This window comes from Allobosea sp. (assembly GCF_035944895.1).
Lineage (GTDB): Bacteria > Pseudomonadota > Alphaproteobacteria > Rhizobiales > Beijerinckiaceae > Allobosea.
The window spans coordinates 261,530-285,497 of record NZ_DASZAT010000005.1 but is presented as its reverse complement, the minus strand read 5'-3'; the positions used below and the strand labels follow the sequence as shown (position 1 = coordinate 285,497).

The 23,968-nt window shown below is 64.3% G+C and carries 36 protein-coding genes; 9 read left to right on the top strand and 27 right to left on the bottom strand.

Going from position 1 to position 23,968, the window contains the following annotated elements:
• Positions 1–30: 30 nt before the first annotated feature.
• Entirely contained in the window at positions 31–903 is an 873-nt protein-coding gene (locus tag VGV58_RS03845; protein ID WP_326873556.1) for a carbohydrate kinase family protein, read from the top strand.
• The gene (locus VGV58_RS03840) at positions 896–1,918 is read left to right on the top strand and encodes an SIS domain-containing protein (RefSeq protein WP_326872654.1); all 1,023 of its coding nucleotides are present in this window, start codon (positions 896–898) and stop codon (positions 1,916–1,918) included. The genes VGV58_RS03845 and VGV58_RS03840 overlap by 8 nt, the downstream gene beginning before the upstream one ends.
• Positions 1,919–1,925: 7 nt before the next feature.
• On the opposite strand, the gene VGV58_RS03835 is transcribed toward VGV58_RS03840, so the two are convergent.
• The 8 genes from VGV58_RS03835 to VGV58_RS03800 all read right to left on the bottom strand — a co-directional run bounded on the left by VGV58_RS03835 (position 1,926) and on the right by VGV58_RS03800 (position 9,862).
• A complete protein-coding gene (locus VGV58_RS03835; protein WP_326872653.1) occupies positions 1,926–3,212 on the bottom strand; it encodes a TRAP transporter large permease in 1,287 nt (428 codons plus the stop codon).
• Positions 3,209–3,706, bottom strand: a complete 498-nt coding sequence (locus VGV58_RS03830; protein WP_326872652.1) for a TRAP transporter small permease — start codon at positions 3,704–3,706, stop codon at positions 3,209–3,211. Before VGV58_RS03830 ends, VGV58_RS03835 begins: the two co-directional genes overlap by 4 nt.
• Before the next feature lie 190 nt (positions 3,707–3,896).
• Positions 3,897–4,889, bottom strand: coding sequence for a sialic acid TRAP transporter substrate-binding protein SiaP (locus VGV58_RS03825; RefSeq protein WP_326872651.1), 993 nt, complete (start codon positions 4,887–4,889; stop codon positions 3,897–3,899).
• Between the two features lie 75 nt (positions 4,890–4,964).
• Entirely contained in the window at positions 4,965–5,639 is a 675-nt protein-coding gene (locus VGV58_RS03820; RefSeq protein ID WP_326872650.1) for a GntR family transcriptional regulator, read from the bottom strand.
• Between the two features lie 10 nt (positions 5,640–5,649).
• A complete protein-coding gene (locus VGV58_RS03815; RefSeq protein ID WP_326872649.1) occupies positions 5,650–6,546 on the bottom strand; it encodes a dihydrodipicolinate synthase family protein in 897 nt (298 codons plus the stop codon).
• A gap of 78 nt (positions 6,547–6,624) precedes the next feature.
• Entirely contained in the window at positions 6,625–7,443 is an 819-nt protein-coding gene (locus VGV58_RS03810) for a carbohydrate ABC transporter permease (RefSeq protein WP_326872648.1), read from the bottom strand.
• Complete coding sequence (locus VGV58_RS03805; protein WP_326872647.1) at positions 7,443–8,372, bottom strand: carbohydrate ABC transporter permease; 930 nt, start codon at positions 8,370–8,372, stop codon at positions 7,443–7,445. The genes VGV58_RS03810 and VGV58_RS03805 overlap by 1 nt, the downstream gene beginning before the upstream one ends.
• A 140-nt stretch (positions 8,373–8,512) precedes the next feature.
• Entirely contained in the window at positions 8,513–9,862 is a 1,350-nt protein-coding gene (locus VGV58_RS03800; protein ID WP_326872646.1) for an ABC transporter substrate-binding protein, read from the bottom strand.
• Between the two features lie 198 nt (positions 9,863–10,060).
• Here VGV58_RS03800 and VGV58_RS03795 point away from each other — a divergent pair, with 198 nt between their 5' ends.
• The 3 genes from VGV58_RS03795 to VGV58_RS03785 are packed head-to-tail and all read left to right on the top strand — an operon-like array spanning position 10,061 to position 12,384.
• Complete coding sequence (locus VGV58_RS03795; RefSeq protein WP_326872645.1) at positions 10,061–11,083, top strand: aldo/keto reductase; 1,023 nt, start codon at positions 10,061–10,063, stop codon at positions 11,081–11,083.
• A 4-nt stretch (positions 11,084–11,087) separates the two neighbouring features.
• Positions 11,088–11,927 carry an amidohydrolase family protein gene (locus VGV58_RS03790; protein ID WP_326872644.1) on the top strand — a complete coding sequence of 280 codons (840 nt, stop codon included), beginning with the start codon at positions 11,088–11,090 and terminating at the stop codon, positions 11,925–11,927.
• 1 nt (position 11,928) lies between these two features.
• Positions 11,929–12,384, top strand: coding sequence for an RbsD/FucU family protein (locus VGV58_RS03785; protein WP_326872643.1), 456 nt, complete (start codon positions 11,929–11,931; stop codon positions 12,382–12,384).
• 5 nt (positions 12,385–12,389) lie between these two features.
• Here the strand turns inward: VGV58_RS03785 and VGV58_RS03780 are convergent, their stop codons facing one another.
• From VGV58_RS03780 to VGV58_RS03730, 11 genes are all read right to left on the bottom strand, one after another.
• On the bottom strand, positions 12,390–12,776 hold the full coding sequence (locus tag VGV58_RS03780; protein WP_326872642.1) for a DoxX family membrane protein: 387 nt from the start codon (positions 12,774–12,776) through the stop codon (positions 12,390–12,392).
• Between the two features lie 154 nt (positions 12,777–12,930).
• Positions 12,931–13,422 (bottom strand): DUF3617 domain-containing protein, encoded by a 492-nt coding sequence (locus tag VGV58_RS03775; protein WP_326872641.1) that lies wholly within the window; start codon positions 13,420–13,422, stop codon positions 12,931–12,933.
• Positions 13,423–13,684: 262 nt separating this feature from the next.
• Complete coding sequence (locus tag VGV58_RS03770; protein ID WP_326872640.1) at positions 13,685–13,981, bottom strand: hypothetical protein; 297 nt, start codon at positions 13,979–13,981, stop codon at positions 13,685–13,687.
• On the bottom strand, positions 13,978–14,334 hold the full coding sequence (locus VGV58_RS03765; protein WP_326872639.1) for a hypothetical protein: 357 nt from the start codon (positions 14,332–14,334) through the stop codon (positions 13,978–13,980). Before VGV58_RS03765 ends, VGV58_RS03770 begins: the two co-directional genes overlap by 4 nt.
• Positions 14,331–14,624, bottom strand: coding sequence for a hypothetical protein (locus VGV58_RS03760; protein ID WP_326872638.1), 294 nt, complete (start codon positions 14,622–14,624; stop codon positions 14,331–14,333). Before VGV58_RS03760 ends, VGV58_RS03765 begins: the two co-directional genes overlap by 4 nt.
• Positions 14,621–14,794 (bottom strand): hypothetical protein, encoded by a 174-nt coding sequence (locus VGV58_RS03755; protein WP_326872637.1) that lies wholly within the window; start codon positions 14,792–14,794, stop codon positions 14,621–14,623. The genes VGV58_RS03760 and VGV58_RS03755 overlap by 4 nt, the downstream gene beginning before the upstream one ends.
• Positions 14,791–15,249 carry a hypothetical protein gene (locus tag VGV58_RS03750; RefSeq protein WP_326872636.1) on the bottom strand — a complete coding sequence of 153 codons (459 nt, stop codon included), beginning with the start codon at positions 15,247–15,249 and terminating at the stop codon, positions 14,791–14,793. Before VGV58_RS03750 ends, VGV58_RS03755 begins: the two co-directional genes overlap by 4 nt.
• Before the next feature lie 48 nt (positions 15,250–15,297).
• Complete coding sequence (locus tag VGV58_RS03745; RefSeq protein ID WP_326872635.1) at positions 15,298–16,095, bottom strand: hypothetical protein; 798 nt, start codon at positions 16,093–16,095, stop codon at positions 15,298–15,300.
• Between the two features lie 35 nt (positions 16,096–16,130).
• A complete protein-coding gene (locus VGV58_RS03740) occupies positions 16,131–16,457 on the bottom strand; it encodes a hypothetical protein (RefSeq protein WP_326872634.1) in 327 nt (108 codons plus the stop codon).
• The gene (locus VGV58_RS03735) at positions 16,457–16,813 is read right to left on the bottom strand and encodes a hypothetical protein (protein WP_326872633.1); all 357 of its coding nucleotides are present in this window, start codon (positions 16,811–16,813) and stop codon (positions 16,457–16,459) included. Before VGV58_RS03735 ends, VGV58_RS03740 begins: the two co-directional genes overlap by 1 nt.
• A 3-nt stretch (positions 16,814–16,816) precedes the next feature.
• Complete coding sequence (locus tag VGV58_RS03730) at positions 16,817–17,203, bottom strand: hypothetical protein (RefSeq protein ID WP_326872632.1); 387 nt, start codon at positions 17,201–17,203, stop codon at positions 16,817–16,819.
• A gap of 99 nt (positions 17,204–17,302) precedes the next feature.
• On the opposite strand from VGV58_RS03730, the gene VGV58_RS28835 reads away from it, so the two are divergent.
• The 3 genes from VGV58_RS28835 (at position 17,303) to VGV58_RS03720 (ending at position 18,877) form a co-directional block, all read left to right on the top strand.
• Complete coding sequence (locus VGV58_RS28835) at positions 17,303–17,566, top strand: helix-turn-helix domain-containing protein (protein WP_414643859.1); 264 nt, start codon at positions 17,303–17,305, stop codon at positions 17,564–17,566.
• 315 nt (positions 17,567–17,881) lie between these two features.
• The gene (locus VGV58_RS03725; RefSeq protein ID WP_326872631.1) at positions 17,882–18,250 is read left to right on the top strand and encodes a hypothetical protein; all 369 of its coding nucleotides are present in this window, start codon (positions 17,882–17,884) and stop codon (positions 18,248–18,250) included.
• Positions 18,251–18,334: 84 nt separating this feature from the next.
• Complete coding sequence (locus VGV58_RS03720; RefSeq protein ID WP_326872630.1) at positions 18,335–18,877, top strand: lipocalin family protein; 543 nt, start codon at positions 18,335–18,337, stop codon at positions 18,875–18,877.
• A 57-nt stretch (positions 18,878–18,934) separates the two neighbouring features.
• Here the strand turns inward: VGV58_RS03720 and VGV58_RS03715 are convergent, their stop codons facing one another.
• The 4 genes from VGV58_RS03715 to VGV58_RS03700 form a co-directional block, all read right to left on the bottom strand.
• Positions 18,935–19,171 (bottom strand): hypothetical protein, encoded by a 237-nt coding sequence (locus tag VGV58_RS03715; protein WP_326872629.1) that lies wholly within the window; start codon positions 19,169–19,171, stop codon positions 18,935–18,937.
• Positions 19,172–19,185: 14 nt separating this feature from the next.
• Positions 19,186–19,512 (bottom strand): hypothetical protein, encoded by a 327-nt coding sequence (locus tag VGV58_RS03710; protein WP_326872628.1) that lies wholly within the window; start codon positions 19,510–19,512, stop codon positions 19,186–19,188.
• A gap of 210 nt (positions 19,513–19,722) precedes the next feature.
• Positions 19,723–20,082, bottom strand: a complete 360-nt coding sequence (locus VGV58_RS03705; RefSeq protein WP_326872627.1) for a hypothetical protein — start codon at positions 20,080–20,082, stop codon at positions 19,723–19,725.
• Positions 20,083–20,222: 140 nt separating this feature from the next.
• A complete protein-coding gene (locus VGV58_RS03700) occupies positions 20,223–20,504 on the bottom strand; it encodes a hypothetical protein (RefSeq protein WP_326872626.1) in 282 nt (93 codons plus the stop codon).
• 133 nt (positions 20,505–20,637) lie between these two features.
• On the opposite strand from VGV58_RS03700, the gene VGV58_RS03695 reads away from it, so the two are divergent.
• Positions 20,638–21,363, top strand: a complete 726-nt coding sequence (locus VGV58_RS03695) for a hypothetical protein (RefSeq protein WP_326872625.1) — start codon at positions 20,638–20,640, stop codon at positions 21,361–21,363.
• Positions 21,364–21,421: 58 nt separating this feature from the next.
• On the opposite strand, the gene VGV58_RS03690 is transcribed toward VGV58_RS03695, so the two are convergent.
• The 4 genes from VGV58_RS03690 to VGV58_RS03675 all read right to left on the bottom strand — a co-directional run bounded on the left by VGV58_RS03690 (position 21,422) and on the right by VGV58_RS03675 (position 23,792).
• Positions 21,422–21,754: a hypothetical protein gene (locus tag VGV58_RS03690; RefSeq protein WP_326872624.1), complete on the bottom strand. Its 333-nt coding sequence runs from the start codon at positions 21,752–21,754 to the stop codon at positions 21,422–21,424.
• A 259-nt stretch (positions 21,755–22,013) separates the two neighbouring features.
• On the bottom strand, positions 22,014–22,418 hold the full coding sequence (locus tag VGV58_RS03685; protein ID WP_326872623.1) for a helix-turn-helix domain-containing protein: 405 nt from the start codon (positions 22,416–22,418) through the stop codon (positions 22,014–22,016).
• Positions 22,419–22,527: 109 nt separating this feature from the next.
• A complete protein-coding gene (locus VGV58_RS03680; RefSeq protein ID WP_326872622.1) occupies positions 22,528–22,755 on the bottom strand; it encodes a hypothetical protein in 228 nt (75 codons plus the stop codon).
• Entirely contained in the window at positions 22,752–23,792 is a 1,041-nt protein-coding gene (locus VGV58_RS03675; RefSeq protein ID WP_326872621.1) for a GNAT family N-acetyltransferase, read from the bottom strand. Before VGV58_RS03675 ends, VGV58_RS03680 begins: the two co-directional genes overlap by 4 nt.
• Positions 23,793–23,968 lie beyond the last annotated feature (176 nt).

Here is a 23,968-nt window from a genome sequence, read left to right as displayed (position 1 = left end):
TGCGACCTCGTCTTCCGCGGGCTCGACGCCATGCCGCGCCTCGGCGAGGAGCGCTTCGCCGACGATGTCGCGATCGTCCCCGGCGGCGGTGGCTTCATCACCGCGGCCCATCTCGTCGGGCTGGACCGACCTGCCGCCCTGCTGGCGCGTCTCGGAGAAGACCCGCTTTCGCAATCGCTCCTGCCGGCGCTCGGCCGCAGCGGCGTCGAGCTCACTTTCCTGGAGCGCGCGGCCGATGCCGGTCCGCAGCTCACCGTCGCGATGGTGCAGGACGGCGAGCGCGCCTTTCTCTCCCGCCGCGCCGGACCGGCCCGCCCGACGACGCTCCCCACCGCGCTCGGCGATCTCCGCGCCGCCCATCTCCACATCGCCGAATTTGCGACCTTGGCCGAGATTCCGCATCTGGTGACCGATGCCAGGCATCACGGCCTCACCGTCTCGCTCGACCCGAGCTGGGACGATGCGCTGATCCGCTCGCCCGATCTCGTCGCACTCTGCAACGGCGTCGACATCTTCCTGCCCAACGCCTCCGAAGCGCGTGCAATCGCCGATTGCGACGATCTCGACACGGCCGGCCGGCGACTCGCCCAGCACTTCGCGCTGGTCGTGATCAAGGATGGCGGCGACGGCGCGCGCCTCTACGAAGGGCAGGAGAGCACCGGGCTCCCCGCCGCGCCCTGCCAGGGCGTGCTCGACACCACCGGTGCGGGCGATGCGTTCAACGCCGGCTTCCTCGCGGCCTGGCTCAGTGGAAGCTCCCCCGAACGCGCCCTCGCCGAAGGCATCGCCTGTGGTACGCTCTCGGTCCAGAGTGTCGGTGGCGCCGGCAAGGTGCTCGATCCGCGCCAGGTTGCCCACATCGCCGATCAACTGCTCGAAGAGCCCTCGCGTCGCCATGGTTGAAGCCCTGCTCACCCGTGAGGCGGCCGAGGCCGCCGCCGTCGCACGCCGCCAGCACGCGGAGAACGGCGCGGTCATCGCCGATCTCGTCGCACGCCTGCGCATCAAGCGGCCGGCCTTCGTTGCGACCTGCGCGCGCGGCTCGTCCGACCATGCCGCGACCTATGGCAAATACCTGATCGAGCGCACGCTCGGCCTGCCCGTCGCATCGCTCGGCCCGAGCCTCGCCTCGGTCTATGGCGGCGAACTCGACCTGTCGCGCGCAGTGTTCATCGCCGCCTCGCAATCCGGCCGCAGCCCCGATGCCCTGCTGCTGACCGAGGCAGCCAAGCGGGCCGGAGCCCTCGTCGTCGGCTTCGTCAATGACGAGGGCTCGCCGCTCGCCGCCATGGTCGATGTGCTCGTGCCGCTGCGAGCCGGGGCCGAGCAGAGCGTCGCAGCGACGAAGAGCTTCCTCGCCACCTGCCTCGCCTTCCTGCACCTGACCGCGGAGTGGGCGCAGGACGAGGCCCTGTCCGTTGCACTGAAACAGGCGCCCAAGGCGCTCGACGCGGCCGGAAGCTGCGACTGGATGCCGGCCCTGCTCTCCTGGCACGAAGCCAGCAGCCTTTATGTGATCGGCCGCGGGCTTTCCTTCGGCATCGCCCAGGAGATCGCGCTCAAGTTCAAGGAGACCTGCCGCATCCATGCCGAAGCCTTCAGCGCCGCCGAAGTGCTGCATGGCCCGCTTGCGCTGGTCGGCCCCGGCTTCCCGGCGCTGGCGCTCGATCCGGGCGACGAGGGCAGCGAGAGCGTCAGTGCCGCGGCGACTGCCTTCATCGGTCTCGGTGCCGATCTACGCTATGCCGGAGGCGGCTGCACAGGGAAAATCCTACCCCTGCCGCCCGACCTGCCTGCGGCCTTGCTGCCGCTGGCGCAGGTTCGCGCCTTCTATGGCGCGGTCGCGACGCTGGCCGAAAGCCGCGGCCTCGACCCCGACCGCCCGCCCCACCTCTCCAAGGTGACGCGGACGGTCTGAGCCAATCTTACTTACCGAGCACGAGGTTCGGCAGCCAGGTTGTCAGCGGCGGCCACAGCGTGATCGCGGCGAGCACGGCAAGCAGCGGCAGCAGCCAAGGCACGATCGCCCGCGACATCGCCTCGAACGAGATCTTGGCGATCTTCGACGTCACGAACAGCACCACGCCGACCGGCGGCGTGATCGTGCCGATCATCAGGTTGAGCACGAAGATCAGGCCGAACTGGATCGGGTCGATGCCGAACTGCGCCGCCGCCGGCGTCAGGATCGGGATCAGGATCAGCATCGCCGCCAGCGCTTCCATGAAACAGCCGACGAAGAGCAGCAGCAGATTGACGATCAGGAGGAAGATCAGCGGGTTGCCGGCGAGATCGACCAGCATCGGCCCGACCGTCTGCGGGATTCGCGAGATCGACAGGCACCAGCCGAGCGCCGCCGCCGTCATCACCAGCGCCAATACGACACCGGTGGTCTCGACGGTCTGCACCACCAGCTCCGGCAGATCGTTCAGCGAGAAACTCCTGTAGACGAAGAGGCCGAGCACGATCGCATAGGCGGTTGCAACCGCAGCCGCCTCCGTCGGGGTAAAGATGCCCAGCATCATCCCGCCGAACAGGATGACCGGCGTCATCAGCGCCCAATGTGCCTCCTTGTAGGCAACCCAGAGCTGCGCCATGCCGGGGAAGGGATGGCGCGGCAGGTCGCGCTTTCCCGCGACATAGACCACCATCGCCATCAGCGCGCCCGCCATCAAGAGGCCGGGGATGACACCGGCGAGGAAGAGCCCGCCGATCGAGACGTCGGCGGAAACGCCGTAGATGACCATCGGCAGCGAGGGCGGGATGATCGGCCCGATCGTCGCGGATGCGGCGGTGATCGCGGCCGCCGTCTCCGGATCGTAACCCTCGTCCTGCATCGCCTTGATCTCGAGCGTGCCGACGCCGCCGGCATCGGCCACCGCCGAACCCGACATGCCCGCGAAGATCACGCTGGCCAGGATGTTGGCGTGGCAGAGCCCCCCGCGCAGCCAGCCGACGCAGGCCGTGGCGAAGGCGAAGATCCGGTCGGTGATCCCCGCCGAATTCATGATGTTGCCCATCAGGATGAACAGCGGCGCCGCCAGCAGCGGGAAGGAATTGGCCGATTGCGCGATCTTCTGCGGCACGATCCCGAGCGGGAATCCGCCGAAGAAGGCAAAGGCGATCGCCGCCAGCCCCATCGAGACGAAGAGCGGCACGCCCATCAGCAGAGCGATGAACCAGACCGGCAGGATCTGCAGCATCAGGGTGCTCATAGCGGCTGCGTCCCCGGCTCGGCGGTTTCGATCTTGCGGCCGGCGAGCACGTCGCCGATCTCGGCCAGAGCCTGCAGGATGAGGGCGAGGCCGGCCAGCGGCATCACCACGTAGAGCGCCGCGCTCGACACCGGCAGCGCGATCGATTCGACGTCCCAGGTCCGCTCGATCAGCCCGAAGGAATAGCGGATCAGGATCGCGGCGAAGAGGATGATCGCGGCCTGCGTCACGATCTCAAGCAGCCGCCCCACGGGCTTCGGCAGCAGGTCGGCGAAGACGGTGATGCGGATATGCGAGCGCCGCCGCGCCGCGATGATCCAGCCGACGAAGCCGGTCCAGACGAGCAGGTATTGCGCGAGCTCATCGGTCCAGGCGAGCGGAGCGTTGAGCTGACGCGAGGCGACGCCGAGGAGAACTGCGACCAGCAAGGCCAGCAGCAGGCCGACGGCGGCGGCACGGACCAGGCGATCGGAGAGAGCAACGAGGGATTTCATGAGCGTCCGTCTTGAGGCGCGGGGAACCCCTCTCCCGGATGGGAGAGGGGCAGGGGTGAGGGACCGCCGCTGTTTGCTGGGGTGCTACGGCGCCGTTGCGCCTTCTGCGGAAGGGGCTGGCCCTCATCCCTGCCCTTCTCCCATCCGGGAGAAGGGTTCCCCGCGCCCATTGCGGCCATTGATGTGCGCCTCAAAGCGCCGCGAGCGCGTCCCAGGTGCCCTTGCCCCATTTGCTCTCGAACTGCTTCGGCAGCGTGGCGAGCACCGGCTTGCTGAAGCTCTCCAGGTCCGGCTCCGTGACGGTCATGCCGGCGCTCTTCAGCGTCGCGACGAGGCTGCCCTCCTGGCTGGCGAGTTCCGCATCCTGCCAGGCGACCCCGTTGGCGATCGCTGTCTCCAGGATCGTCCGGTCGGCGTCCTTGAGCCCCTTCCAGAAGTCCTGGTTCACGATGACCAGCCGCGGCGTAATGATGTGGCCGGTCAGGATCAGGTGCTTTTGCACCTCCTGCAGCTTGGCGCTGTGGATGGTCGGCAGCGGGTTCTCCTGGCCATCGACCGCGCCCTGGCTCAGAGCGAGATAAAGCTCGTTGAAGTTGACCGGCGTTGCCTTGGCACCCCAGGCCTCGACCATGGCGCGGAAGGTGTCGACCGGCGGCACGCGCAGCTTGAGGCCGGCGCAGTCGGCAGCGCTCTTCACCGCCTTCGAGCCGGTGGTCAGGTGGCGCTTGCCGTAATAGGTCACCGCCGCCATGCGCATGCCGCGCTTCTTGGCGAGCTCATCGTTCATCTGGGCGAAGACCGGCGCCTTGGCGACCTTGGCCATGTGGGCAGGATCGCGCCAGAGATAGGGCGCCTCGACCACCGAGAGCTGCGGCAGGAAGGAGCCGAGCGCCGCGGCGCCGTCCGTCGTCATGGTCAGCGCGCCCGAGGCGACCGATTCCATCATGTCCTTGCCGGAGCCGAGCTGGCCGGCGGGGAAGGACTGGATGTCGACGCGGCCGGAGGTCTTCTCCTTCACCTCCTTGGCGATCCGGTCGACCATCTGCACTTGCGGGTGCGTGGTCGGCAGCATCTCGCCCCAGCGCAGCACGGTCGCCTGCGCACGCAGCACGGTCGGCATAGCGATCATGCCGCCGGCGGCGGCAGAACCCGCGAGAAAGGCGCGTTTCGTCAGCTTCGTCATCGTCGTTCTCCTCCCTGCACGGCCGGTTTTCCGGCTCGCTTCCAGCGCCTTTCCTGATCGGCGCCTGATCGCTCGTCAGTAGCTCATCGCCCTCGTCCGGGCGTTGTTGATATGCGTGCTCATCTCGGCCGCAGCCGCCTCGGGATTGCGCGATTCGATCGCGGCGATGATCTTGAGATGGTCCTGCATCACCGGGATCAGGATGTGGTTCTGGATCCGCGTCTCGTATTGCCGGATCAACCTGATTTTCAGCCAGGTGACGCGGAAGGCCTGGCTGACGATGTCGTTGTCGAGATGGTCGATGATCATCTCATGCATCAACCGGTCGACGTTCTCCGCGTCCTCGATCAGGGTCTCGTCGCCGCCCGCTTCCGCGCGCCGGATGATCGCCTCGTGCCGCTGGCGCTGCTCGGCGATCTCCTCGTCGGTCGCGGTCTGCGTATAGGCCGCCGTCGCCTCCTTCTCGAGGAAGAGGCGAAACTGGAAGGCGTTGCGGATCAGGTTGAGGTCGACATGGGCGACCTGCATGCCGCGCTGCGGCACGGTCTTGATCAGCCCCTCCGCCTCCAGCCGCGGGATCAATTCGCGGATAGCGCCAAGCGGGAAGCCCGTCATGGCGACGAGTTCGCGCTGGGTGACGAACTGGCCCGGCCGGATCTCGCGGGCGAGCAGCCGCTCGGTGAAGCTGGCATAGGCCCGCTCCCTGAGCTTCAGCGGCTCGCCGTCGCGGTCCGGCTCGGACTGGCTCATCGCACCCTCCTCAGGCCGCCTTAGCGCGGGTGATCCGGTCGAAGGCGGCGAACAATGCCTTGCGCTGGCCTTCGTCGAGCGCGACCAGCGGCGCCCGCATCGCGCCATAGCCGGCATCGCCATGGAGATGGCCGACCAGCGCCTTGACCGCCGGCAGGACCGGATAGGAGCAGATCTCGTCGACCAGCGCGTTCACCGTCGCATCCTCGGCGCCCTCGTAGACGACCGGGCGCAGCAGATGCGGGACGAGGTTGGCGGCGCCGCAGATCGAGCCCTGCGCACCAGCCCGAACGGCCCGGCCGAGCAGGCGCTCGTCGCCGACCAGGATGGCGAGCTCGCCATGTGCCTTCAGGAAGGCCTCGGTCGTCGGATAATCGCAGGAGGAATCCTTGACGCCGGTGACGACGCCCGGAAAGGCGTTCTTCAGCCGCTCGACCAGCCCGACCGAGATGTCGACCGCGGTGACCGAGGGGATGTGGTAGAGGATGGTGTTGCGGGCGGAGGCCCCGAGCTTCTCGAAGAACTGCGAGAACCAGGTATAAAGTCCCTCGTCGCCGACGCCCTTGAAGTAGAAGGGCGGCGCGACCAGCAGGCCCTTCGCTCCGACATTCAGCGCCGTCTGCGCCTGGTCGACCGCTTCGTGCAGCGAGGCGGCGGCAACGCCGGCATAGATCTGCTTGGCAGGGTCGATGCCGGCCCCGATGAGCGCGCCGAGCATCGCCGTGCGGGCCGGGGCGCCGAGCGCCGCCCCTTCACCCGTGGTGCCGAACAGCGTGACGCTGTCGCAGCCATGGCTAAGCACATGCTTGGCGTGATGGACGAGCCGCGGCAGGTCGACAGCGCCGCCTTCCCGCATCGGCGTGGTGATGGCGCAGGAGAGGCCGAAGCGGTTGGGATTCAGAGCCATTGCGAAGTGTCTTTCCGTGAAATGTCCGAGTGAGGCGTAGGCAGGGTCAGGTGCGCAGCAAGATCAGCGCCAGCGATGTCAGCCATCCTTCAGCCCTCCGGCGGAGAGGCCAGCGACGATCTCGCGTTGGGCGAGGACGGTCAGCAGCAGGACGGGAAGCGTGACGAGCAGCGCCGCGGCCGCGAGCGGGCCCCAGGAGATCTGCTCGAAGGTCAGCGAGTTGTAGACGGCGGACGGCAGCGTCCGGCTCGCCTTGCCGCCGAGCACCACCGAAAAGATGAAATTGTTCCAGGAGAAGATGAAGGCGAGGATGCCGCCGACGACGATGCCGGGCCGGGCCAGCGGCAGCGCGACATGGCGGAAAGCCTGCCAGGTCGTGGCGCCATCGATGCGGGCGGCGTCCTCCAGCTCCATCGGCACATTCTCGAAATACCCGATCATGATCCAGACGATGATCGGGATGGTGATGACGAGATGGGTGATCACCAGCGCCGTCACCGTGCCGACGAGGCCGGTGATCTGGAACAGCAGGAAAAGCGGGATCAGATAGGACAGCGCCGGCGTCATGCGCGCGACCAGGATCAGGATCGCGAACTTGTGGGCCTTGCCGCGGGCGATGCCGTAGCCGGCGGGCACGCCGACGCCAAGACCGACCAGCACAGCCCCGCCCGTCACCAGGATCGAATTCCAGAGGTAGAGCGCGAAATTGTTCTTCTCGAACACGTCGAGATAGTTCGCGAAGGTCGGCGGGTTCGGGATGAACACCGGCGGGAAGGCGGTGTTGTCGAGCTCGTTCTTGAACGAGAGCGAGATCATCCAGAGGAAGACCAGCACCGCCGGCGAGACCAGCACGAAGACCGAGGCGTAGAAGCCGAGTTTGGAGAGGAGCCGCTTCATCACGCGTTCCACTTCGACTTCTGGCGCGCATAGAGCAGCAGCAGCGACAGCATGATGATGATCACGAAGAAGATCACCACGACCGCCGAGGCATAGCCGATCTTGTAGAACTGGAAGGCCTGCAGATAGAGGAAGATGTTGAGCGTCTCCGACGCCGTCCCCGGACCGCCCTGGGTGATCACGAAGATCGTATCGAAGGCCTTCAGCGCATCGATGGTGCGGATCACGATCGCGACCATGATGAACGGCCAGACCAGCGGCAGCGTGATGTGCCGGAACATGTGCCAGGCATTCGCGCCGTCGATCAGCGCGGATTCATAGGGTTCTCGCGGCAGGCCAGCGAGGCCGCCGAGCACGATCAGCATGACCAGCGGCGTCCAGTGCCAGACCTCGACCAGGATCAGAGTCGGGATCACCGTGTTCGGCGAATAGACCCAGGCCTGCGGGCCGATGCCGACCAGCGAGAGCAGGTAGTTCAGCACGCCGAGCTGGGGATGGAACATCATCGTCCAGACCAGCGCGACCGCAACCGGCGTCGCCATCATCGGCATCACAAAGATAGTGCGCAGCAGGCCCCGGAAGGGGAATTCGCGATGGAAGACCAGCGCCGCGGCGGTACCGAACAGGATCGGCAGCACTACCGCGAGCACCGTGTAATAGAAGGTGTGCCCCATCGACTCGATGAAGCGCGGATCGCGGGCGAGTTCGACGAAGTTCTGCAGGCCGACGAATTCCTGGCCGCCGCCGATCTTCCAGTCCTGCGTCGACATGTAGAGCGTGAACAGCCAGGGGAAGACGATCACGCTGGCGATGATCAGCACCGCCGGCAGGGAAAACAGCCAGTAGCGCGGCGTGAAATCCTGCGAATCCGCCGCAGGAGCTGGCGTCGGGCTCGTAAGGCTACTGGCTGGCAAGGTGGTGCTGGTCATTACTTGCTCTGGAAACTCACACCGTCATGCTCGCCCTTGTGGCGAGCATCCACGTCTTGAACTCAAGCCTGCCCGCAGGAAGGCGTGGATGGTCGGGACAAGCCCGACCATGACGCATCCCGCGGCCAGTCGAACTGCCCTCAGCCCTGCTCGCTCTTGGCCAGCACCGGCGCGAAGGCCTCCGTCGCCTTCTTCAGCTCGGCCGCGACATCGGCGCCGCCGATCGCATTGGTCAGCGCCACCCCGAAGACGTCACGGAACTCTGTGACCGGGACGATCTGCGGCAGCGCGGCACGGGCGATCTTGGCCGATTGCAGCAGGCAGTCGAAATACTGCTTGCCGAATTTCGAGGCCTCGATCGTCGCCGTGTCGGAATAAGCCGAGGAGCGAGCCGGGGCGCCGGCGCCGGCCTTCAGCATGGCGAGTTGCTGTGCCTTGTTGGTGATGAACTGGATGTAGAGCCAGGCCGCCTCCTTCTTGGCGGAGCCGCGCGAAATACCGATGCCATCGCCGAACATGCCGGCATGATGCGCCTTCGGCCCCGGCGGGGTGACGCCATAGCCGACCTTGCCGACGATGCGCGACTTGCTGGGGTCTTCCAGCGGGGTCGCGAAGCCGATGCCGTCGAGCCACATCGCGGCGCGGCCCTGCATGAAGGTGGTCTGGCATTCGTTCCAGTTGAAGCCGACCTGTCCGACCGGACCGGTATCCTTGTTGAGCTTCTTGTAGAGCTCGCCGGCCCAGATCGCCTCGGGCGTGTCGGTCAGCAGCTTGCCATCGGCCGAGGTGGTCTCGACGCCCTGGCCGAGCAGCAGGCAGGCCCAGACCGGGACGTTGGCGTTCTTCAGGCCGCGCGAGACGAAGCCGGCAACGCCCTTGGCGGGGTCGTGCAGCTTGGCGGCGGCGACCGCCATCTCGTCCATGCTCTTCGGGTAGGCGACGCCCTTCGCGTCGAAGAGCTCCTTGTTGTAGTAGACCATCCAGTAATCGACGAAATAGGGCAGCGTATCGAGCGCCCCGTCGGCCTGGCGGGCATAGGCCACCGCGCCGGCGCCGAAATCCTCGAAGTTGAAATCGGGCGAGGTCAGCGAGGCATCCTTGATCATCGGCGACAGGTCGGCGAACCACTTGCCCTTGGCCGCCATGCGCTTCTGCACATGCAGCGAGATCGCGCTGACGTCGAAGCTCGGCTTGCCCGAGGCGAACTCGATCACCGCCTTCTGGCGCTGCTGCTGCTCCGGCACCTGCTCGGAGGAGACCTTGATGCCGGTGAGCTCGGTGAACTCCTTCTCGGCGGCCTGGAACAGGTCGGAGCGTGGGTTCTTGACGAGCAGCACATCGATCGACTGGCCGGAGAAGCGCTTCCAGTTGAAGGCGGGCTGGGCGTGCGCCTCGCGCAGCACCAGCGGCGAGGCGATGGCGCCGGTCGCGCCGAGCGCGGCAGCTCCGCGCAGCAGGCCACGCCGCGTCGGCTTCAAGATCTCGGTCATGGATGTCCTCCCCTGGACTGAACACGCGGCCGTTGCAGGCCGTCTTGGCGGGCCGTCTTGATCCTGTTCCGGCAGGCTGGCTCAGCATGGCCCTCGCCCGCCGGAATGGTGCGCACGCTAATCCGGAACGAAGGCGGTTGCAAGCTAACATGTTGACGTGCACATAGTGATGCAACACGACCGAGCACCGGGCCTCTGATGACCACTCCCACGCTTCCCGTTCGCCCTCTCGGTCGCTCCGACCTCAAGGTCACGACGCTCGGCTTCGGCGGCGCGCCGCTGGGCGATCTCTATGCTCATATCGACGAGGCGAGTGCCGTCGCGACGGTCGAGACGGCGCTCGCATCGGGCATCAACCTGGTCGACACCTCACCGCTTTACGGCCATGGCCTCTCCGAGCACCGGATCGGCGCGGCGCTGCGGCGCTCCGGCCGAAAGGACGTGGTGATCTCGACCAAGGTCGGGCGCGTCGCCGAGCCCTTCGCAGGCCGCGGCAATGGCTCCGGCTATCTCGGCGGCCTGCCGCATGGCCTGCGCTTCGACTATTCCTATGACGGCACCATGCGCTCGCTGGAGCAGTCGGCGCTGCGCCTCGGCGTCGACCGTATCGATGTCGTGCTGATCCATGACGTCGATGTCTGGACCCATGGCAAGGACGCGATCGAGAGCCGTTTCGCCGAAGCGATGGACGGCGCCTATCGCGCCCTAGACGAGCTGCGCGCCGCCGGCGCAGTCCAGGCGATCGGTGTCGGCGTCAACGAGGCCGAGATGTGCGAGCGCTTCGCCCGCGCCGGCGATTTCGACACGATGCTGCTCGCCGGGCGCTATTCCCTGCTGGAGCAGCCGGGGCTTGCCTCCTTCATGCCGCTGGCGCAGCAGAAGGGCATCGGCCTGATGCTGGGCGGCGTCTTCAATTCCGGCATCCTCGCCACCGGCCCGGTCGCCGGCGCCAAGTACAACTATCAGCCGGCGCCACCCGCGATCCTCGTCCGCGTCGCAGCGATCGAGGCAGTTTGTACCCGCCATGGCGTGCCGCTGCGCCGTGCCGCCCTGCAGTTCCCACTCGGCCATCCTGCTGTCGCGAGCTTGGTCATGGGCGCGGTCAAGCCGGAAGAGGTCGCCGATCAGGTCGCGGAACTATCCGCCCCGGTTCCAGCCGCCCTCTGGACAGAGCTGAAAACCGAGGGCCTGCTGGGCGCCGATGTCCCGGTTCCGGTCTGATCTCATGCGCATCGATGCCCATCAGCACTTCTGGAGCCTCGCCCGCGGCGACTATGGCTGGCTGACGCCGGCGCTGGGCGTCATCCATCGCGATTTCGGTCCCGCCGACCTCGCCCCGCTCCTCGCCGAACATGGCATCACCAGCACCATCCTGGTCCAGGCGGCCCCGACCGAGGCTGAGACCAGTTACCTTCTCGATATCGCGGCGAATGCGCCCTTCGTCGCCGGCGTCGTCGGCTGGACCGATTTTGACGCGCCGGACGTGGAGGAGCGTATTGCCGCTTTGGCTCGCGATCCGCTCCTCGTCGGCCTACGACCCATGGTCCAGGACATCGGGGACGACAACTGGCTAGCGCTCCCGACTCTGGCGCCGGCCTTCGAGGCGATGATCGCAAACGGCCTCGTCTTCGACGCGCTGCTGAAGCCGCGCCACATCCCCGCGATGCTCACCGTGCTGGGGCGGCACCAAGCTCTGACCTGCGTCATCGACCACGGCGCTAAGCCCGACCTCGTCAGCGGCGACCTGACCGCCTGGCGCGACGGCATCAGCGCACTCGCGGAGCACCCTGGCCTGACCTGCAAGCTCTCCGGGCTCGTCACCGAGGCCGGCCCGGACTGGACGCTGGAGACGCTCCGGCCGGTCGTTGCGCATCTCCTCACGACCTTCGGCCCGGAGCGGCTGATCTTCGGCAGCGACTGGCCGGTGGTGACGCTGCGTGCCTCCTATCCTCAATGGTTCGAGGCAGCAGAAGCGCTCCTCTCCGGCCTCACCGAGACGCAGCTCTCCGCCGTCTTCGGCGGCAATGCTCGAAAACTCTACCTCTCGCAGCGCGGACGTCAGTGACATGCTCAGGAATATCGACCCGGTCCTCTCAGCCGACCTGCTCTGGGTGCTCGCGGCGATGGGGCATGGCGACGATCTCGCCTTGGTCGACGCCAACCACCCGGCCGAAAAGATCGCCCGCGCGACCACCAGCGGCCGGCTGATCCGCCTGCCGGGCCTGACCATGGCGCGGGCAGCGCGCGCCATCCTCTCGGTGCTGCCGATCGACGATTTCGAGCCGCAGCCGGCACGGCGCATGCTGGTGGTCGGCGACGCTGCTACCATTCCGGAGGTGCAGCGTCAGGTCCAGGCCGAACTCGATCAGGCGCTCTGCCGCTCAGAGTCGCTCGCCGGCATCGAGCGCTTCGCCTTCTACGAGGCGGCGAAGCAAGCCTTCGCGGTGGTGCAGGTCGGAGATCCCCGCCCCTATGGCTGCTTCCTGTTCCGCAAGGGCGTGATCGCCGGCGAGCCCGGCTGATCAACTCATCCCTGGCCGATCAGGCCGAGGATGCCGCCGGCGATCGCGATATTGGCGACGAAACCATTGATGCGGTTGGCCCGCTCCAGGCCCTGGTGATCCCAGAAGTTGTTGAACATCGGCGTCGCCGCCACGAGGAAAGCGAGCAGCATCAGCGCCGCCAGCGAAACCTGGATGCCGCCGATGATCATCACGCCGGCGATGATCTGCAAGGCGATGCCGAGCCACAGGGTGACGGCCGGCAGCGGCACGCTGCGGGCGCCGATCAGGCTCGCCAGCAAGCTCCTGTTGACGATATTGCGCAAGCCGGCGAAAGCGAAGGCCCCGCCCAGGAGCAGCCGCCCGGCGATCGCAGCGCTCTCCGCGCCTGCCAGAAAAATGTCCGTTGCCATGTCCGTCCTCGCCCGGTGAAGCGCGCCTCACAGGACGGCATGGCCGCTGCAGCGCTCTTCCTCAGGACGAACCGGACCAGCCGGATGTGACATGCCGGCCGATTTTTTTCTCATCGGCCGTTTGCGAACCCGCAGCGTTCGCTCGCGGCGGGGATCAGGGCTTCGCGCCAGCCGCCCCCGGCATCGAGATCACCTTGCCATCGGGCATGATGATGTCGCCAGGCTTCTGGCCCGGGCCGCAATCGCCGACGCGCTTGGCCTCGACCACGAGCTTTCGTTCGACCGTCCCGGCCTGGCCGGGCATGCCTGTGAGCTTGGTAGTGCCTTCGGTGCGCACGCTCGTCTGGAAATCGCCGGTGACGACGCTGCTGCCGACCGCCTTGATCTGGCCGATCGCGCACTCGGTCGCGACGGCATAGCCGGTCGCGGTCTTCGTCACCTCCATTTTCGAGCAGGCGGCACCAGCCATGCCGCCGACCATGGCGCGGTCGGTGCCGGGACCGACACATTGCTTGGCACTCGTCTCTCCCTCGGCGCTCGCCGACTTGCTCTCCCAGAGGCCCGGCTTGCGCTGCGGAAGCTCGTCGGCGAACGCCGGAACGGCCCCGAGAACGCTGGTTGCGACGGCGATGGCGACTGCCCTCATGCTCAAGTCTCCTCGGCTGTCCGTAAGGATCGATTCGGGGCCGCAAGACAGAGCCGGGGCGAGAGGCGATTTTAGGGCGATGGGCCTGGCGCATCGAGCAGCCGGCAAGATGCCGTCGAAAATGGTGCCCCTGGCCGGGATCGAATATTCTTCGTATCGCGTTGAATTATCGTTGCAATTATTTGCATCATTGGAACGAAGGCCAACAAATAGGCCAACATTTTCCGCGGCGTCCCGCCCGCTTCTAGCCATCGTCCGCACCCTACGCGCCGTCCACGATACGGAGCGAGATTGCTTGCCAATGTTGCTTCACGGCGACAGCGCCCTGAGCATAGGACGCCCCACGAGGAAGGGCTAGCGCCTCACATGTATCCGGCTGCATCGCGGCAGTATCCGAGGTCAGCGCCTGGCAAGTCCGGTTGAGCGCAACAACCAGCATTCCGGGCGACGACGCCTCAACCTCTTCCTCGCGAGCGCTCGATACGAGCGCCCGGAAGGCTCGCCGCAGCGTCGGCTTGTCGTCGCCGCCGATGGCGTCGGTAATGTCGCGGAGCTTCATGCCACACACCCGCCATAGCGATGCTGGCCGCCCCATTGCTCGGCTTGGCCGTCTGAATCGGCGATGCCGTTATCATCGCGCTCGCCTTCGTCGTCGCACTGTGCGCCCTCGTCCTCGCACTGCGCCCCCTCATCTTCGCAATCGCCGTCGAGCTGATCCATGAAGGCGACGATGCCGCCGGCTATCGCATCGAGCCGGCGCCGCAGGCCGGCCGCGCTGTTACTGGAGCGCGAGAGCCGTTCCGCAACCTGCCCCAAGATCATGAGCACGTCGCGAGCTTCGGCCGGTGTCAGCTCTTCGGCTTCGTGAGGTTGAGCGAAGAGCGGGAAAAGGTTCTCGACCGCGAGGCTCATGACCGCGCTCCCCTTTCGACGCGCGCCTTGAAGGCGAGCGCATAGGGGAATTCTCGGTCCCACTCCTCGGTACAGCACGCCCAGCGGCGCGGCTTGTCGAAGCTCTCCGGGTCTTCCCAGCGAGCGGCAAACCAAGTCGGATAGCCGGGCACTGCTTCGAAGGTCGCGCCGCAGCGATCGAGATAGGCCATTGCGCGCGAAACGCCGGCAGCAAGGCCAGGGTCTTTGCGATTGCGAAGCGTGATAGCGGCCTTCATGCTCACGACTTCGGCTTGTGGCAGAGCCCTCATCGCCGGATCTCCAGCGGAATGACGCGCCTGCCGATGACCAGTTCCCCGTCAGCGAAGACGACGGGCAGATGGCCGTAGAACGAGAACGTCGGCAAGGTGACCGGCTTCACGGCAAAGGAGCGCGCCGGTTTGCCCTTGCCGCGGCTGCGGTTGATGCGAATCGGGCTCATGCCAGCACCATCGCGGCGAGCGCGGTATGCAGATTGCGGAGCGCCTGTTTCGGCTCATCGTCGATGAAGTCCGCATCGCGCTCCAGAATGACGCCAAGGAGCGCGGCTGCACCGGCAGGCGTCGTTGGCGTCATTGTATAGCAGGCGTCGGACGTGCCGGCCCATGCGTCGTACATCCCGGCAGCTTCCTTGTCCAAGGCTTCGGCCTCCGGAGATGAAGCGTCCACCATGGCGCAGCAGCGCACCCATAGAGCCTCCTGCTCGGCGCAAATCTGATGGAAGCGAGCGCTGAGACCTAGCAGCTCGGCATCATCCGAGGCGGGCACATAGGGCGCAGCTTTCAGGATCGAAGCGGCGGCTGGCGCGAGAGCGCCGCCGGGCGGCAGGGCCGGGACAGTGACAGCAACGGAAGTGAGAACGCCTTTGATCGCGGCGCGACGATTGAATGCGGACATGCAAGAGCACTCCTCTAGAAAGGGACGAGTCAGGGGGCGGCAGCGTGTTCAAGCCGCAGATTTGGAGTGACGAAGGATCGACGCCGCGATTTTTCCGTGCCAGTCCGCCGACGCGGGCTTGAAGGCCCGCTGCCATCGCTCGACACTGTTCCAAGCCTCCAAGGCTTCGGCCTTGATAATCAGGCCTTCCATGGTGTGGTCGGGCTCGGCCATGATGCGGGCGACGTGATCAGCCAGCGCGTCCGTTGCCGCATGATGGGCCTTCCATGATGCTTCGTACCCAGAGGCCCTGCGGATGCGCTTGGTTTCGGCCTCGTAGGCTTCGGCCAGTTCGAGGCAGCGCCGGTCCTCCGACATCGCGGCCTCCCACTGTTCGCGGGTTCGGCCCTCCAACGTCCCGAGCTTCAAGAGCTTCTTGCTCTTCAATGCCCGCTGCGCGCGGAGCACTCCCCAGCGGAAAGAATAGGAGGGGATGAGCTGGCGCGGGTGCTCCTCGTTCGGACGCGTGTGCGCCGCGCCTTCAAAGGTTTCTTCCCATCCGCTCAAGGCGCGATTGCTGCCGGGCTGGGTGATTTCGTCGGGGGCGGATGGCCAGAGCGGGGACCATTTAGCTTTGGTATCACGCTGATGCTTCCACGCGGCGTGATACCGATCCACGAGAGCCGGCATTTCCTCCGCCAGCCGAAGCAGCTCGGGGTTTTCGGTCGCTGTGGGCGTGGGGCCAACAGCGGCACTAGCGGTCGCGGCGGCGGTTGATGCAGCCGCCAAACCCAGCAGCATGCGGCGACGATTGAAGATGGCCGCGGGCAAGCCAGTGGCAACTGCCCGAACGGTGGCGTTCAGCATTGGTCTTCTCCAGCGATGTTGGGAGGCGTTGAGGGTTAGGCGGTTAGCGGTTGTCGGCGGCGCTTCCATTCGCGAGCGGCTTCGCGCTCCATGGTCGCGAAAGCCCGCTCAGGCGCGGCGCGGTTGAGCTTGAGGCAGCCGGTGCGGCCGAAAACGCGGACCTCGTAGCGCTTGCTCTTGGCGCGTAGCGGCTGGTGATAGATATCGGCCAGCACGTCAGCGCCGTCATGAGCCTGAGCCTCTAGTATCGGCTCGGGGTAGTGCGTCGGGTTCGGGTCGAACCACGTCACGCGCGACCAAACGAGCGGCGAGCCGTCCTTGGCGGCGAGAGCGATGCGGTCGCGAAGGGATGACAGGTCCATCACGCAGCCTCCGCCTCCCGCTCGCTGTCGATAAGCCGAAATGCCTCTTCGGCCTCCTCCAGAGTGCACTCGCCTAGCGTGACCTCGCTTTGCAGCAGCAGCTCGATACGGTCGCGTCGATCATCGTGGGATTGAGCGGGGAGCCGGCGAGCGCGGGCGGCGAGTTGATCGCAGAGCTTACCGACTTCGACAGAGACATCGTCCAGGGTTTCGCCAGCCGCATTTAGCAAGCCGTTGTCCTCTCTCTGAAAAACGCTCCTGCTCATCAGGCCGTTAGTCACGTCTTTTATGGTCTTCAGCGCTTCGAAGAGCGCGAGCAATTCGCGCGGCTTGAGGGTCGCGAGGTTACGATTCATGGCTCACGCTCCAATGTGGTTGAGGGCCGCCTGAAGTCGATCGACGGCGGCGAAGTTCACGCGGTCGCGGTAGTTCTCGCTGGCGATGGCCTGCCGGATCGCGGCGGCATCATTCCCGTAGGAGGCGGCGACCTTGGCACTCTCGACAGCGCGGCCGGCGAGATCGGCGCGGATGCGGGCTTCCTGCTCGGCGCGCTGGCGCAAGTCATAGGCCTCGCGCTTCGCTTCGGCCCAAGCCTTCCGCAGACCGCGGGCCCGCTGGTCGTTCCGCTGGGCATCCGTGCGGCAGAGTTGAAGCGCGAAGCGGATGTGCAGGAAGGCCCGGCGCATGATGGCGGCCTTGTCGAAGGCGATGCCGCTGGCAGAGAGTTCGGCGAGGGAGCCATGCATTGCCGTTGCTCCGGCGATCAATTACGATACCTGAGGTATAAATCGAACCCTGAGGCCATGTCAATACCTCAGGTATCATATAGTTCCTGAGGGATTGAAATGGCACTTACAAGTGAGCAGCTCCGGGCAGCTCGGGCACTCCTGCGGTGGGAGCAAAAGGACGTCGCCGAAGCCTCTAAGGTGTCTCTGCCTTCGATAAAGCGGCTCGAAGGCAAACCCGGCGTTCTTGGCGCTCAGGATCGGACAGTAGATGCGATCCGATCAGCGTTGGAGGCCGCTGGGGTCGAGTTTATTCCTGAGAACGGCGGCGGCGCTGGCGTCCGCCTCGCGAAACGGGCGGACGGAACGAGCGGCGAGCACTGATTACGTCCCTGTGGAACGTGCTAACATCCTTGCGCGACCGCTGATCCCGCCTAGCGCACGAGCGTAGAGCGCGAGCTATCTTTCCTAGATCCCGGAGAAGCCTACAACTGCAAGCATCCTTCCCCTGACGAGGCGCGTAACCATCCATCCATCGACCAGGCGCTGGGCAAGCTTGGAGGCTGGCGTCGGGAGCCTGCTCGTAATCCACCTTATCCGCCCGCTTCTAAGCGAATGGGGTTGGTAGCCTTCCGCGTTCCGACTTGATCGCGAAGCGACTAATAGAACCGCATTGGCCCCAATCTTTGGATCATCAGCATGACCGAGCCTGCCAGCATCCTATTGAGCCGCGTGAACGGACATGGTGCCTCTTCGGGCGGGCGGAATAGCTGCCTTGATCTGACTGACAGCAACGGGCGCCGCTTCATCCTTCATATCCCACACCTGATCGAGGGTGATTTCCTCTCACGGTTCGAAGCCGCCGCAATGCACGCGGCCGACATGCGCGGCTCGCCTTCCAGCGCCGACGTCGTCAGCGCTGTTCTGGCTGAACAGACCAGCTTTGTGATGGCTGACGACGGGACGCTGATCCTGAGAACAAAGACCCGCGCTGGCGTCGATATCGATCTCAGCTTTGACGACGCCACCGTCGCCGAGCTTCGCACACTGTTGGGCAGCAGAAGCTAGCGAGCGGCCACGGCTTGGCCGCCGCCCTTGCCGGAACCAAGACTCGAACAGGGAGTTTCGCCGGGGCTCGCCCTGGAGACGCAAATGTCATCTATTGCTCGCATCCTGTTCGTAAGCACCGCGCTCGCACTGACCGCGTGCAATCCTGCCGATATCCAGCCGAGCGGAAACGCGAGCGTTCCGGAACCTGCGAAGCCGGTTGATCTGAGCCGCTACATCGGTCGATGGCACGAGCAAGCCCGATACGAGGCAGGCTTCCAGAAGGATTGTGAAGCGGTTACTGCCGATTACGCCGCGAAGCCTGACGGATCGATATCTGTCGTAAACTCGTGCCGGGAGGGGGCGATTTCCGGCCGATTGCGCACTGCCGAAGCGACCGCCAAAGTCGTCGAGAGTTCGAACGGCACCAAGCTGAAAGTGAGCTTCTTTGGACCGTTCGAAGGGGATTATTGGGTGCTCGATCGAGCGCCGGACTATTCATGGTCAATCGTCGGCGAGCCGAGCGGCCGCTACCTTTGGCTGCTCACTCGGTCACAGCGCGTTAGCGAGCGGGAATATGCACGCCTCGTCGCCCGGGCTCAGTCGCTGGGATACAGGACGGACTTATTGAGGCGCACCGCACAATAGCGCCCCAGCTTAGCAACTGCAGACAAACAGGGGCGCCATCAAAGATGCCATGAGCGCTCACCGCTTCGGTAGCCACAACTCTCTCGGATTTACGTCGCGACTACGGCGTTCTTCCGCCTCACGGTCCATCTGAATTCGCGCCTCAATCAACGCAGTTTCCAGGAAGTATGCGAGAGTTCCATAGCCCTGTGCGTTGGCATCGGCGACGAGGGCCTCAATCCGTCCAACTAGATCGTCGACGCGCCGAAGCGGAACGCGAGGCACGCCCGATCCGATCTTGACGATATCTGCCATGGCGCGAGCCTCCCTTAGTCAGGGTATTCACGCGCGAGGCGGTCGTACAGGCCCTCGTCAGCGACATCGGCCAGCTTGGCTGCCTCGATTTCATCGGCCGGCACTGTTCGGCCGCCATGGCAGCGTTGGAAAGCGTAGGCGGCGCGTTGGTCGGCGAACCTGATCCGAAGCTGCCCAGTCTCGCCAAGGACAGAGCCAATCTCCGCATCCATCTGCCACTCAGCGATCCAAGCCTCGATCTCGCGCAAGCGCGCATGAAATCGACTGCGGTCAATATCGATCAACACGTGAAAGGGACGACATTCTGACATTTCACAGCCCTTACCGGGATAAATCAGCAATCAATCCCCGGCGTTTCCAGTGGCCCCATACTCGACGTCAGCATCCAGAGGATCAACGATCATCCTCTCGATGCTTCAATTGCCAAACTGGAGAAACCTAATGGCTCTGTGGTTGCCCCGCTGATGCGCAATCGGGAGGAAAACGACACCAGCGGGGCTTGAGGCGATAACCGTCGCCTCCTCGGTTCAGGCTTACCTGAGCGGTGCAGATCAGGCCGCCTTGAACTCGTCCGATAGGAGGCGCCGAACTCCGTTAGAGATCGAATTTACGCCAGCCTTGAGTTCATCGATGTCCTCGCCGATAGACCCGTTGTCGGTGCAGATTTCGAGCAGAGCAAGGACGCCTGGCCAAGTCGTTGGGATGGTAGCCAGTGCTTTCTCCAACGCGCCTGCCCATCTCTCATGCATTCGCTCAAGATTTTTGTCCTCGCTTGAACACCCCTCTGTTTTCGCGAGAACCATATAATCATTGTATATCACTCGATATTTTATTGCAGCAATCAGGGCAGGATCGTGGATTTTCGCAGGCGCCTCCGCTCGGGCAAATGCCCGATGGTTAGCCTTATTCATGATTGCTTCCCCCATCTGAGTTGTTCGCATACTTACAAACACGAATCACTCAGGCCAACGCGACTAGGGTAATCTCCTTAGATCTCCCATAAGTTGCAACATCAATGTTTTTCGGTTGCAACGCATAGGCAGTATGCAGCTCATGAATGCGTGAGCCGTCTCAGATACGCCTCGTAGGAGGCGCGCATCGTCTCATTATCGCCGAACTGCCTGTCAATTTCAGCAGCCATGCGGTCAAGTTCGCGCCGCCGCTTCAGGATGTCGTCGTGGGCCATTGGATGCAAACCAAGCTCCGACAACGCTTGAGCATATTCGGCCCAAAGCAGAGCCACCTTCTCCATTCTCTCGCGCTCTTTGCGGATCACGGCTCGCTGAGCAGCCTTGCACTCCAAGGCGAATTCCTTGAACGATTTGGCCTCCATGCTCCCCTCGAAACGCTCTCCGGCATAATCAGGATTACGCAACTATAGGAAAACGTATATTAATAGATGCAACTATCACGTTAAACATCCCGGCAACGTCTAACCGCCGCCGATTTGCCGCCGGGAGGGCTGCATGGCGAACGTCCAAGGAACTCCTAAGGCAGGTCCGCCAGCCCCCCTTTGCACAAGAGCGAAACCGTGGCCGCCACCGCCTAGGCTGACCTACGATGCGATACGCGATTTTGTCGTGGCCAACGGGCGAGAATTTGGCGTCGAGTTTCTCGTCGCGATTAACCGCGATGGCCAGCTAATCCAAAGCACCAGAGGCTCTCGCTCCAATACTGGCCTGAGCCGGAAGCTTCACCGCGCATTGCTAGACCACTCCTCGCAACTGACCGTCCACCACAATCATCCAAGTGGCGCCCCTTTAACGCGCTGGGATCTTGCGTTCTTGGCCCTGCCAGGGCTCGGAACGATATTGGCCCACACATCGAACTCAGGACCAGTCCTCACATCAGTGGCGAGGCTGTCGGTGCATGGTCGCCAGGCGCTCGATCACGCGCATAGCCACGTTGGAGAGTATCGAGCGTTCCTTGACCTGTACGACGCTCTAGATCTCCCGTTCTCGTTCGATGCGGACATTCAGGAGCAGATTTTTCAAGGGCTCATCGATATTGACGAAGCCAATCTTTGCAACAAGCTTACGCTTTTCGCTGCGATGAATCGCAGCGGGCTATTCATCGTCGATAGTGAGTTCGCGCCGCCACCGCTATTTTACCGTGCGAATATTCAGCTGGGCATAGACGAGATGGCCATTCATATCGCTCGTCGGTTCGACGGCTCTGCGGGCTTGCCCTAATCGGCTCGATCGTGTGCGGGCGAGAGGCCGCAGCCTCGAAAGCCCGTTACTGGCTGTGTCAGACGGAGCCTCGCCGCCATTGCGTCGCAGTCGGATGATTCACCGGCCGCCCGTCAGCACCAATGACATCATCGGCTTGCCACCAATAACTGCCCACAGCATCACCGTTGAGGTGGCTGGCCCCGACGATAACACGCTGGCCGGCTGGCGCAGTGGCGATGTCCAGCCAACGATCGACAGCAGCCGCGGCGAACGCCTCCGCCCCATCGATGAAGTAGCCCTGATGCTTGGCCGCAAGCCTGGTCGTGGGCCGCGGCGACCGATCTGCGCTCAAGCTCGCCTCGTGCGCTTTGTCAACAAAGTCGGCGGACCTTCCTCGATCGTCAGTCATTGGTGCCTCCCTGCTTTTGCAATGAATCCCGGTGAAGTGCCTTTGGAGTTGAGACTGAAAGCGGTTCGGCCAAGACATGGCTCCGGCCCCGCGACCAATGCGAGGGTCCGCTCGACCGAGCCGCGAGATTGTTCTGCGGGGCCTGATTGGAGAGGAATCTGCAGACGACCTAGCCGCGCCGATATCGCTCGTGCGAAGCAAGCACTCGAACGCGAGCTACGTCATGCCGTAGCGGCTTGTTCCGACTCCGGTCAGATACTCACCCGCGGTCGTCTTCGGCAGCCAAAGCTTCTGCAAGATCGACCAGCTTGCGACGAACGTGATTGCTCTTGATCTTCACAAAGGCTCGGTTGAGCTGCACGCCTTCGGACGTAAGCGTGAAGTCGAGGACTTCCGAAGCGCTTGTTTGAGCAGCACCAACCAGGGAAGCCGTGGACGGCGCTCCTTGGAAAAAGACCGACACCTCAACCTCCAGGAGATTGGCGATCTGCTGCAGGCGGCTGGCGCTGATCCGGTTGGTGCCCTTTTCGTACTTCTGGACCTGCTGGAAGGTGACACCTAGAGCATCGCCGAGCCTCTCTTGGCTGACGCCTGCCAGCATGCGTTGCGTCCGGACGCGGCTGCCGACATGGCGATCGATCGGGTTCGGCTCTTTTCTTGTCATTCGACATCCCCCTGAGCCGCAATGAAGCGCAACCTGACGTAACAGTCTACGGGGGAAGATTCGCCAAGCTTGTAAGCGTGGCTCCGAAGCTCCCCCCGGAGCCACGTCTTCAGGCATGAAGCCGGATCACCGACCCGTCTTGCAGTGCACGTAGCAATGACAGCTCGTGCAAAGCGAGGTTGAGTAGCAAGACCAGCCCTGGGCTGAGCGTCCTTGCTTGCGGGATGAGATACGCAACCATCGTGGCGATGGCCTCGATCTCCTCTTGTTGCGACGGATCTTGATCAACCGCAATTGAGCTGTCGGCGAACCGGAGAACGCTGTCCGCCGCCTTCATTGACCTTCTCCCCAGGTCTCGTAGGCGCCGGGCCGATCCCATTGCCCTTCACGCCGTACGAGGATGAGACCACCGGAGTGCGGCGTCAGATGCGCGGCCGGCTGATCGGTCACTAGGTCGATCTCGTAGTAGACCTCGTCGGTGACGTGCGTCAGCCCTTCCTCGGAGCGCTGCCTGAAGCCGAGGTGCTTCCAGAGTTTGATGTAGGGATAGGAGGCCTGGCCGTAGAATCGGCTGTACCCCTTCATCTGCGCGAAGGCGATGGCGGCGCGGGCCAGCTTGAAGGCCAGACCTCCGCGGTGTTGCGGGATCAGCGCGAGCCGCTCTAGCTTCACGAAGTCCGCGAAGTACCGGATGCGGATACAGCCGGCCGGTTCATCGCCGACATAACCGATCAGATGCGTTGCCGAGAGGTCGTTGCCGTCCATGTCGTCATAGACCGGCAGCATCCTCTCGCCGACATAGGCGGCACCGCGGATAGAGGCAGCCACCATCAGCTCGTGAACCGTGTGCGCGACCTTGACGCCGAGCTTTTTCGGATCGGGATGGCTCGGCACGTAGCTGTCATAGACCGGCCGGTCCGCCGCTGGGTCCGGCGGAACCAAAGTCATCATATTGGGGTTGACCCAGTGCTTGTAGCTCGCGCCCTGCTTGAAGCCCGAGCTGAGAAACAGGCTGTGTGCCGTCGGCGTCGCCGCAATGCAGTACATTGGGAGCCCGCGCAGCCGCGTCGAGGAAAAGCGATCCATCACCAGCGACAGGCCGCCGAGAATGTTCGGCTGAGCGTAGACCAACCAGTGATAGATCGCCGCGGGCCGCTCGTGCTGCCGGCAAATGTAGCGAAGATCCGGATTGCTGCGATCGAGCCTGCCGTCGAACAGCGCGTCATGACCATCCGCGTTGAGAGGCAGATGGCACCAGAAGCCCAGTGAATCATTGCCGGGATTCTCTCGCCAAGAGCCACGATTGAAGGCAACAATGGTCTCTGGATTGTAGCGAAAGACCTTCATCACGACGTCGATAGGAGCCAGCTTCATAATATATGAGCTCGCGCCATCAAGCAAATGACCGATTATTTTCTCATTCGGAGTATAGCAAATCAACCCCTTGCCATACTTCTCCGAATTCAATCCAAGAAGATTTCTGACTTTTCGGTCAGATATCTTCTTCCCAACTGGCACAGTGTGAATGCCCATGGCCCGCGCCCCCAAGT